A 10,261-nucleotide genomic window follows, 5' to 3' on the forward strand; every position below is an offset into this window, starting at 1 on the left:
TTCGCGCGGACCCGTTGGCTCGCAATGCGAAGGACGTAGCGGGCTAGCGCCTCAGAACTCCTTCAGCAGCCGCTCGAGATAGTCGAGCTCGATCTGCGGGCGCGAGGGATCGCCGAGACGACGGCGGAGCTCTTCGAGAATGCGGCGGACACGCTGGGTATCGATCTCGCCGGGAATCTTGACCGTGTAATCGTCGCCATATTCGCGCCCATGCAGCGGACGGCCGAGCGGATCGGTCTGGTTGCCGCCGCTCTGCTGACGGCCGGCGCGTTGGCCGGGGCCGTCGCCCTGCCCGTCACCATCGCCCTGCTGCATCGCCTCGGCCATCTTCTGCGCACCCTTGCGCATCGCGTCGAGCGCCTTGCCCTGCGACTCCACGGCGCCGTCGGCATTGCCCTCGCCGAGCTTTGATCCCGCATCGCCCATGGCACCGTCGGCAGCATCCAGACTGCCGTCGTCATCGCCCTGGTCGCCGTCCTGATCGCCGTTCTGGCCGGGCTGGCCCTGATCGCCTTGCTGGCCCTTCTGTCCCTGTTGGCCCTTCTGCCCCTTTTCTCCCTTCTGCGTGAGGCCGCGCTTGGCAAGCTCGTCCTGCAACTTCTTCAGGCGATCGCGCAGCCCCTGCTGGTCCTGCTGCAGCTCCGACATGGACTGATCGCCCTGCTGCTTGCCGCGCGAGCGGTCGCGCCGGGAATCCTGACCTTGCTTGAAGGTCTTGTCGCGCAATTGCTGCTGCTTGCGGATCATGTCGCCGAGTTCGTTGAGCGCCTGCTCCATGTCGCTCTCGCCGGACTGCCCTGGCTGCGCCATCTGCAGGCCTTCCAGCATCTGCTGGAGCTGGTCGAGCAACTGTTTGGCGGCATCCTTGTCGCCGGAGCGTGACAGGCGCTCCATCCGGTCGATCATGTTCTGCAGATCCTGCTGGCGCAGGATCTTGGTGTTCGGGTCGAGCGGCCGCGCCAGCTGCTGCGGATCATTGTTGTTGCGGAACTGCTCGGCGAGCTGGCGCATGAAATCGTTCAGCGCCTGACGCAGATCCTGCGTGAGCTTCTTGATCTCTTCGTCGCTCGCGCCGCGCTCCAGCGCCTGCTTCAGCGCGTCCTGGGCCGCGCGCAGCGCCTTCTCGACGTCGGAGATCTTGCCGTCCTCGATCGTCACCGCAAGCGCCCACAGGCTTGCCACGACCTCGCGCAGGGCATCATCGGTGCGCGCGGCCTCGAGCTGCCGGGCAACGCTGTGCAGGCCGAGATATTGTCCGGCCTCCGGCGTGAACATTTCGGGCGCGATCATCAGCGCGTCGAGCGCGGCATACACGTCGGAATTCTTGTTGGCGTCGAGCGCGAGAATGCGGCGCTGCTCGATCAGTGCACGTGCCAGCGGCTTGGTGAAGAGCCGTTCGGGCAGGCGCATGTTGAACGGTTCGCTTGCGGCCTCGTTGCCGGCCTCGTCCTTGGCCGTGAGGGTCAGCGTGACCTCGGCGCCGGCATAGGGATCCTCGCTGAGATCCTTCACCGACTGTCCGACGCCGTTGCGGGTCCGCGCATTCGGCAGCGCGAGCGGGAATTGCGGCGGCTGGAACAGCGGACGCGGAGCCGTCCTGGTGTCGCCATCGGCGGCAGCAGCCTTATCGCCGGCAGCAGCCTTGGCCCCGTCCCTGGTCGCGTCCCTGGCGCCGTCCCGGGCATCGATCGAACGCGGGGCGAATTTCGCCTCGGCGCCAGTGACGCCGTAATCGTCCTCGATCTTGTAGGAGAGCTGGAGCGCGCCGCGCGCCTGGCGCTCCGGGTCCTTGGCCAGTGCGATCGTGGGCGCACGGTCCGGCGTTGCTGCAAACGCCCATTGCGGCTGGCCGGAGGGCGCACGGACGTGCGCCGTGCCGTCGCCGGAGATGGCAAAATGCTTTTCGTTGGTTCCCTTGGGGCCGGCTTCAGTGGGGGCGACCTCCTTGAGGCCGCCGGAGACGGCGACATCCAGGCTGCCGCCGGAGGAGCGCACGATCAGGGTCGAGCCGACGGGAACGGCCAGCGGGCCGCCGGCGGGCAACGCCGCAGCCTCCTTGTTGGCGGCCGACAGGATGACCGGCGGCTTGCCGGTGTAGAGCGGCGGCGTGATCCAGGCATCGACGCGAACATTGGTCGGCGCCAGCACCCCGTTCCAGTCGAAGGCGGCGCCAAGCCGCATCGCGCGCTCGTCACCGGCGGCGAAGAAGGTCGCGACCAGCATCACCATGACCAGCGCGCGCAGCGCCCAGGGGTCGTGAAGCGCGAGCCGCGGATGCGGCAGACCGGCGCGGATGCGCTTGATGGAAGCGAGCGTACGCTCGCGCTGCGCCTGCCACAGCGCCTGCGCGACCGGGTCCTGCGAGGTCAGCGTGTCAGTGAGCGTGGTGGCCGGGCGGTGACGGATGCCGGAGCCACGGTCGAGCCGTGCGAGCGCCTCCTCGCGGCTCGGCCAGCGGAAGCGAATCAACGGGAACAGGGCAATGACCGCCGTCGCGGCGAAGAGAACAAGGCCGATGGCCCGGGCGACGAACGGCAGCGCCAGCCAGAGGCCGGCCCAGGACACCACCAGGAACAAGCCGAGGACGGTCAGAAGGCGCGCCGCATTGGGCCAGGCACGCTCCCACGCGATGGCATAAGTGGCCCGATCCAGGGCCTGCGCCAGCTTCAGCCGCGACAGAGCGTCACTGTTGCGGATCGGGTCTGACGGGTCGGGGGTGACGCCGTTCAATCAGCTCTCCAGGTTGCCCGGTAGAGGAGACCCTATCACAACGGCAGCACTGAGGCATCCGTTCCTGTACGGGAGCGCCCCCTTTTCCCGCATAACACGAGGACGTGACTGGCCCGGTGCAACCCCGTAATTTTCGCGCGCCATCCCTGAGGGAAACGAAGGATACGCCATGGACAAGAAGATGCACGACAAGGGCCTGGAAGTCCGCAAAGCGGTGCTGGGCGAGGCCTATGTCGACAACGCCCTGAAGAATGTCGACGATTTCAACCGTCCGTTCCAGGAGATGCTCAACGAATATTGCTGGGGCACGGTGTGGGGCCGCGAGGAGCTGCCGCGCAAGACCCGCAGCATGCTCAACATCGCCATGATCGCGATCCTCAACCGCCAGCACGAGTTTCGCGCGCACCTGAAGGGTGCGCTGACCAATGGCGTGACACGCGACGAGATCCGCGAGATCCTGATGCAGGTCGCGATCTACGGCGGCATGCCCGCCGCGGTCGACAGTTTCCGCATCGCGCGCGAGGTGTTCGCGGAGATCGACGGGAAGGCGTGAGACTAACAAACAAGATCCACAACAGGCATCCAACGTACTGCTCCGTCATTGCGAGCGCAGCGAAGCAATCCAGAATCTTTCCGCGCAAACAGCCTGGATTGCTTCGTCGCTGCGCTCCTCGCAATGACGACGGGAGGAAACACCATGGACATCGGATTCATCGGGCTCGGAAACATGGGCTTCCCGATGGCGCGGCGGCTGATCGAGGCGGGACACAAGCTCGTCGTGTTCGACATGCGCAAGGAGGTCACAGGCAAGCTGGTGGCGCTCGGCGCAACGGAAGCGACATCGCCGAAGGACGTCGCCGATCAGGTCGAGACCGTGATGGCGAGCCTGCCCTCGCTGCAGGCTTCGCTCGACGTCGCAACCGGAGCGAACGGCGTGATCGAGGGCAGCCGCGCAAAACGCTTCGTCGATCTCTCGACCGTCGGCTCGACGGTGGCCGTGAAGATTCACGGCCTCCTCGCCAAACGCAACATCGTGCAGATCGACTGCCCCGTCTCCGGCGGCGTCGGCGGCGCCGAGAAGGGCACGCTGGCGGTGATGGTGTCGGGGCCGCAGGCGGAGTTCGAACTGCTCAGGCCCGTGCTCGACGTCATCGGAAAGGTGTTCTTCATCGGCGAGAAGCCCGGCGCGGCGCAGACCATGAAGCTCGCCAACAATTTCCTGTCGGCGACCGCGATCGTCGCGACGTCGGAGGCCGTGGTGATGGGCGTGAAAGCCGGGCTCGATCCCGCCGTGATGATCGACGTCATCAATGCCGGCTCCGGCATGAACACCGCGAGCCGCGACAAGTTTCCGCGCTCGGTGCTGCCGCGCAGCTTCGATTTCGGCTTCGCCACGGGGCTGATGGTGAAGGACGTGAGGCTGGCGCTGGAGGAGATGAAGCAGCTCGGCCTGTCGATGGAGGTCGCGGATGCGGTCGGACGATTGTGGGAAACGGTGATCAGCGCGGAAGGCGCCGAGTCCGATTTCACCGCGGCGATCAAGCCGATTGAGAGGAAGGCGGGAGTTGTGGTCGGCGGCGGAGTGACGGGGAAGTAGCCGTCCCAATCTCCACTGTCGTCCCGGACAAGCGCAGCGTAGCGAAGCGCAGATCCGGGACCTACCACAGGGCGGTGTTTAGCGAGGACCGTAGTTACAGCTCAGCCAAACAACTACGCTGCGGGATTATGGGTTCCTGCGTCCGCAGGGACGACACTGAAATTGTTGAAGCGCTTGTGCCGCCCCTCAACGCTTCACAGCCACGGCGCCGGCTTGTCCATCGCGATGAGCTGCTCGACCTCCACGCGCGGGCGCACCACGGCGTACTGGTCGTCCTTCACCAGCACCTCCGGCACCAGCGGCCGCGTGTTGTAGGTGCCGGCCTGCACCGCGCCGTAGGCGCCTGCGGTCATGATGGCGAGGAGATCTCCGGGCTTTGGCGTCGGCAGCGTGCGGTCGAGCGCGAGATAGTCGCCGGTCTCGCAGACCGGGCCGACGACGTCGGCCATGATCGTCGCCGCGTCCTTGGCCGGCCGCTTCACCGGCAGGATGTCGTGATGGGCCTCATACAGCGTCGGGCGGATCAAATCGTTCATGGCGGCGTCGATGATGACGAAGTTCTTGCCGTCGCCATGCTTCACATAGATCACCTTGGCGACCAGGATGCCGGCATTGCCGACGATCATGCGGCCCGGCTCGAACATCAGCGTGCAGCCGAGATTGTGGCTGACGCGCTTGACCATGGCGGCATAGGCGTCGGGCGCCGGCGGCGCCTCGCCGTCCATGTCATAGGGAATGCCGAGGCCGCCGCCGAAATCGACGTGGCTGATGTTGTGGCCGTCGGCGCGCAGCGTCTGCACGAATTCGGAGAGGATGCGGAACGCGGTCTCCATGTTGGAGAGGTCGGTGATCTGGCTGCCGATATGCACGTCGGCGCCGGTCACCTCGATGCCGGGGAGCCTGGCAGCGCGGGCGTAGACCTCGCGCGCGTGCGCGATCGGGATGCCGAACTTGTTCTCGGACTTGCCGGTCGAGATCTTGGCATGGGTGCCGGCATCGACGTCCGGATTGACACGGAGCGAGATCCGCGCGGTCTTGCCCATCTCGGTCGCAAGGCGCGAGAGCAATTCGAGCTCGGGCTCGGATTCGACGTTGAGGCAGAGGATGTCGGCGGCCAGCGCTGCGCGCAGCTCCTCTTCCGTCTTGCCGACGCCGGAGAACACGACCTTGCTGGCCGGGAAGCCGGCGACCAACGCACGCTTCAATTCACCGCCGGAGACGACGTCGGCGCCGGCGCCGAGCCTTGCCAGCGTGCGCAGCACCGACTGGTTGGAGTTCGCCTTCATGGCGTAGCAGACCAGCGCCTTCTCGCCGGCGAAGGCATCGGCGAAGACGCGGTAGTGCCGCTCCAGCGTCGCGGTCGAATAGCAATAGAACGGCGTGCCGACGGCGGCGGCCAACTCGGACAGGTTCACCGCTTCGGCGTGCAGCACGCCGTTGCGATAGTCGAAATGGTTCATGGCGCATGCTCGGTTGTCCCGGCTTAATTTTTGCCGGGAGGTTCGTCCAGGAGCGGGTCGAGAATGAACGGTTTCTTCCTGCCCTTGGCCGCCGCGGGCGCGGGCGCGGCATCCGCACCGTGGGTGGGGTTGAACACGCTCGGCGTCCTCTGAGCTTCGGTCTCGGTGTCAACAGGTGCGGCACCGCCGGCCGTGGACGCGTTGGAGGCGGTCGGCGGCAAGTCCAGCGGACCCTTGCGGCCACAGCCGGCGAGCGCCAGCGCCGTCAGGCTCAAGACAATGATGGCCCACCCCGAGCCGGCCGGGCGAAACTTTGACGTCACGACGAGATCCCCACTACGCGGGGCGCACAATACAGAGATTGGCGCGCTCTGGCGAGAGCCGGATGACCATGAAACATCAGCGATATTTTGCCCTCAGCCCGATTTTCGCTCTTTTTCCAGCCGCTTCGCCCAGGCCTTGGCCTGGGATGCGACGTTCTTCGGCGCGGTGCCGCCAAAGCTGGTGCGGCTCTTCACCGACGATTCGACCGAGAGCACGCCGAGCACGTCCTTGGTGATTTTTGGCTCGATCGCCTGCATCTCGTTCAACGGCAGTTCGTGCAGCGCGACGCCCCCCTCGGCCGCCTTGGCGACGATGCGGCCGGTGACGTGATGGGCCTCGCGGAACGGCATTTTCAAGGTCCGCACCAGCCAGTCGGCGAGATCGGTCGCAGTGGCGTAACCCTCGCCCGCGGCCGCCTTCATCTTCGCTTCATCCGGCACGAGGTCGCGGACCATGCCGGTCATGGCGCGGATCGCCAGCGACAGCGCTGCGAAGCCCTCCATGGCACCCTGCTTGTCCTCCTGCATGTCCTTTTGATAGGCGAGCGGCAGGCCCTTCATCACGATCAAGAGACCGTTGAGCGCGCCGATGACGCGGCCGGTCTTGGCGCGCACCAGCTCGGCAGCGTCCGGATTGCGCTTCTGCGGCATGATCGAGGAGCCGGTGGTGAATTTGTCGCTGAGGCGGATCAGGCCGACCAGCGGCGAGGTCCAGATCACGATCTCCTCGGCGAAGCGCGACATGTGCACGGCGCAGATCGAGGCCGCCGACAGCGTCTCCAGCACGAAGTCGCGATCGGAGACCGCGTCGAGCGAGTTCGCCATCGGACGATCGAACAGGAGCGCCTTCGCGGTGGCGTGGCGGTCGATCGGGAACGAGGTGCCGGCGAGCGCGGCAGCGCCGAGCGGGGATTCATTGAGCCGCCTGCGCGCATCCTGGAAGCGGCCGCGGTCGCGCGCGGCCATCTCGACATAGGCGAGCAGATGATGGCCGAAGGTGACGGGCTGCGCGGTCTGCAGATGCGTGAAGCCGGGCATCACGGTGCCGGAATGCTCCAGCGCGCGCTCGACCAGCGCCTGCTGGAACGCGGCGAGCGTAGCATCGGTCTCGTCGATGACGTCGCGGACGAACAGGCGGAAATCGGTCGCGACCTGGTCGTTGCGCGAGCGCGCGGTGTGCAGGCGGCCGGCGGCGGGGCCGATCAGCTCCGACAGGCGGCTCTCGACATTCATATGGATGTCCTCGAGCGCGCGCTTGAACGTGAAGCCGCCCTTGCCGATCTCTGACAAAATCGTGTCTAGACCCTTGCCGATATTTTTCGCATCAGAACCCGTGATGATGCCTTGGCTGGCGAGCATCGCGGCGTGGGCCTTGGACGCGGCAATGTCCTGGGCGAAGAGGTGGCGATCGACGTCGATGGAGACGTTGATCTCTTCCATGATCTCGTCGGGACGTTCCGAGAACCGGCCGCCCCACATCTTGTTGCTCATGATCCCCTGCTCACGCCTTGCTGTCGCCAACCACGTTTGCTGGCTGCCGCCAGCCGTATTAAGAGGCCCCTGATAGCCATATCTGCGACCGGATGACAAACGATATGCTCGACAAGAAGCCCTCCGCCACGCGCCGCATCCCCCTCGTCATCGCCACCGTGGCGATCGGGGGGCTGGCCGGCTTTGCCGCCCTGTACGGGCTGGGCTTGAGCCGGACTCCCGGCGGCGATCCGGTGTGCCGGACAGCGGTGGCGACGGCACAGAAGATCGCTCCGCTCGCCCATGGCGAGGTGGCCGCGCTGACCATGGCGAGCGCCCCGCTGAAGCTGCCCGATCTCGCCTTCGAGGACGCTGACGGCAAGCCGAAAAAGCTGTCCGACTTCCGCGGCAAGACGCTGCTGGTGAACCTCTGGGCCACCTGGTGCGTGCCCTGCCGCAAGGAAATGCCGGCGCTGGACGAACTCCAGGGCAAGCTGGCGGGCCCGAATTTCGAAGTGGTGGCGATCAATATCGACACCCGCGACCCAGAGAAGCCCAAAACCTTCCTGAAAGAGGCCAACCTGACCCGCCTCGGCTATTTCAACGATCAGAAAGCCAAGGTTTTTCAGGATCTTAAGGCCATAGGCCGGGCGCTTGGCATGCCGACCTCGGTGCTGGTCGACCCCCAAGGCTGCGAGATTGCGACGATCGCGGGGCCGGCGGAATGGGCGAGCGAGGATGCGCTCAAGCTGATCCGGGCAGCAACGGGCAAGGCCGCCGCAGCGCTTTAGATATGTTCAGGCGGTGACGTTGAGATTGCCGCCGACGCCGGGGCCGACATTGGCGAGCGAGGGCTGGCCGGCGCCGAGCAGCGTCAGGACGGTGGATTTTTCCATATCCATGTTCTGCTTGGTCAGCGTCGCCGCAATATTCGACTGCAGCGCGCCTTGCTGAGCGGCCAGCATGGTGCTGACCATTGCCATCATGTCCATTACGCGAACCCTCGTACCGGGCGTAACCTAGGCGCGAGAGGTTAATGGGGCATGAAATATCGCAGATGTCGTAGGGTGGGGTAGCCGAAGGCGTAACCCACCGCTGTTCGCATCAGCGGAGACAGAAGTGGTGGGTTACGCTGCGCTAACCCACCCTACGGCACCCCGGCCTTACCGCGTCGGAACCGGCTTGGCGCCGCGATAGTCGTAGAAGCCGCGCTGGGTCTTGCGGCCGAGCCAGCCGGCCTCGACGTATTTCACCAGCAGCGGGCAGGGGCGGTACTTGGAGTCGGCCAGCCCCTCGTGCAGCACCTGCATGATGGAGAGGCAGGTATCGAGACCGATGAAATCGGCAAGCTCGAGCGGCCCCATCGGATGGTGGGCCCCGAGCTTCATCGCGGCGTCGATCGCCTCGACATTGCCGACTCCTTCATACAGCGTGTAGATCGCCTCGTTGATCATCGGCAGCAGGATGCGGTTGACGATGAAGGCCGGGAAATCCTCGGATACCGCGACCTGCTTGCCGAGCCTGGCGACGAATTCCTTGGACGCCTCGAAGGTCGCATCGTCGGTGGCGATGCCGCGGATCAGCTCGACCAGCTCCATCAGCGGCACCGGGTTCATGAAGTGAATGCCGATGAAGCGCTCCGGGCGGTCGGTGGCGGCGGCCAGCCGCGTGATCGAGATCGAGGACGTGTCGGAGGCGACGATCGCCTCCGGCTTCAAGACTGCGCAGAGCTCGTGGAAGATCTTGCGCTTGACCTCTTCCTTCTCGACCGCGGTCTCGATCACGAGGTCGCAATCGGCGAGGTCGTCGAGTTTTTCGGCGGGCGTTATGCGCGCCATCGCCTTGGCCTTGTCGTCCTCGGTGACGGCCTTCTTGGAGACTTGGCGCGCCAGATTGCCGTTGATGGTGGCCATGCCCGACTTGAGGCGATCGGCCGAAACGTCGTTGAGCATCACGTCGAAGCCGGCGAGCGCCGCGACATGCGCGATGCCATTGCCCATCTGACCCGCGCCGATCACGCCGACCTTCTTGATCACTGCCGCCATCATGTCATCCACCGGAACGGCGCGCGACGAGCGCGCCCTGCCTATCCCCTTGAGCCGGGAGGTCCGATTTAATCAGAACCTTGGCTCGAAACCTAGATTGGATCGCTTCGAAGGCGCGCCCGACGCCAAAGAAACGCCTCGGAAATGCAACACCGGCCGGAGTTTATACCTCCGGCCGGTGTTTTGGACGCCTTTACTTGCCGAGCTTGCCCAGTTCGGCCGTCAGCTCCGGAACCGCCTGGTAGAGATCGGCGACCAGGCCGTAATCGGCAACCTGGAAGATCGGCGCGTCCTCGTCCTTGTTGATCGCGACGATCACCTTGGAGTCCTTCATGCCGGCCAGGTGCTGGATGGCGCCGGAAATGCCGACCGCGACATAGAGCTCGGGTGCCACGACCTTGCCGGTCTGCCCGACCTGCCAGTCGTTCGGCGCATAGCCGGCATCGACCGCCGCGCGGGAGGCACCGACACCGGCGCCGAGCTTGTCGGCGAGCGGCTCGATGTACTTGGCGAAGTTCTCGCGGCTCTGCATGGCCCGGCCACCGGAGACGATGATCTTGGCCGAGGTCAGTTCGGGGCGATCGCTCTTGGCAACCTCCTCGCCGACGAAGGTCGACAGGCCGGGATCGGCGGGCC

General features: G+C 65.7%; 10 protein-coding genes. 3 read left to right on the plus strand and 7 right to left on the minus strand.

From position 1 onward, the window contains the following. Positions 1–51 precede the first annotated feature (51 nt). Entirely contained in the window at positions 52–2,730 is a 2,679-nt protein-coding gene (locus tag IC50_RS26400; protein WP_035711530.1) for a TIGR02302 family protein, read from the minus strand. A gap of 169 nt (positions 2,731–2,899) precedes the next feature. On the opposite strand from IC50_RS26400, the gene IC50_RS26405 reads away from it, so the two are divergent. Together IC50_RS26405 and IC50_RS26410 are read left to right on the plus strand one after the other, a co-directional pair. Next, positions 2,900–3,283, plus strand: coding sequence for a carboxymuconolactone decarboxylase family protein (locus IC50_RS26405; RefSeq protein WP_035711533.1), 384 nt, complete (start codon positions 2,900–2,902; stop codon positions 3,281–3,283). 144 nt (positions 3,284–3,427) lie between these two features. Further along, on the plus strand, positions 3,428–4,327 hold the full coding sequence (locus IC50_RS26410) for an NAD(P)-dependent oxidoreductase (RefSeq protein WP_035711551.1): 900 nt from the start codon (positions 3,428–3,430) through the stop codon (positions 4,325–4,327). A gap of 194 nt (positions 4,328–4,521) precedes the next feature. On the opposite strand, the gene lysA is transcribed toward IC50_RS26410, so the two are convergent. The 3 genes from lysA to argH all read right to left on the minus strand — a co-directional run bounded on the left by lysA (position 4,522) and on the right by argH (position 7,601). Next, entirely contained in the window at positions 4,522–5,787 is a 1,266-nt protein-coding gene (lysA, locus tag IC50_RS26415) for a diaminopimelate decarboxylase (protein ID WP_035711536.1), read from the minus strand. A gap of 23 nt (positions 5,788–5,810) precedes the next feature. Continuing rightward, positions 5,811–6,110: an LPS translocon maturation chaperone LptM gene (gene lptM / locus IC50_RS26420; protein WP_035711540.1), complete on the minus strand. Its 300-nt coding sequence runs from the start codon at positions 6,108–6,110 to the stop codon at positions 5,811–5,813. Between the two features lie 93 nt (positions 6,111–6,203). Then, positions 6,204–7,601, minus strand: a complete 1,398-nt coding sequence (argH, locus tag IC50_RS26425; protein ID WP_035711542.1) for an argininosuccinate lyase — start codon at positions 7,599–7,601, stop codon at positions 6,204–6,206. Positions 7,602–7,705: 104 nt separating this feature from the next. Between argH and tlpA the strand changes: the two genes are divergently transcribed. Continuing rightward, entirely contained in the window at positions 7,706–8,371 is a 666-nt protein-coding gene (tlpA, locus tag IC50_RS26430; RefSeq protein ID WP_035711555.1) for a thiol:disulfide interchange protein TlpA, read from the plus strand. A 6-nt stretch (positions 8,372–8,377) separates the two neighbouring features. Here the strand turns inward: tlpA and IC50_RS26435 are convergent, their stop codons facing one another. The 3 genes from IC50_RS26435 to IC50_RS26445 all read right to left on the minus strand — a co-directional run. After that, positions 8,378–8,572, minus strand: coding sequence for a putative motility protein (locus IC50_RS26435; RefSeq protein ID WP_027562813.1), 195 nt, complete (start codon positions 8,570–8,572; stop codon positions 8,378–8,380). Between the two features lie 171 nt (positions 8,573–8,743). Continuing rightward, positions 8,744–9,625, minus strand: coding sequence for a 3-hydroxybutyryl-CoA dehydrogenase (locus tag IC50_RS26440; RefSeq protein ID WP_035711558.1), 882 nt, complete (start codon positions 9,623–9,625; stop codon positions 8,744–8,746). 193 nt (positions 9,626–9,818) lie between these two features. After that, positions 9,819–10,261: electron transfer flavoprotein subunit alpha/FixB family protein (locus tag IC50_RS26445; RefSeq protein ID WP_035711548.1), on the minus strand; the 443-nt coding region annotated here is incomplete at its 5' end.

The organism is Bradyrhizobium genomosp. I (2014) (assembly GCF_000261685.1).
Taxonomy (GTDB): Bacteria; Pseudomonadota; Alphaproteobacteria; order Rhizobiales; family Xanthobacteraceae; genus Bradyrhizobium.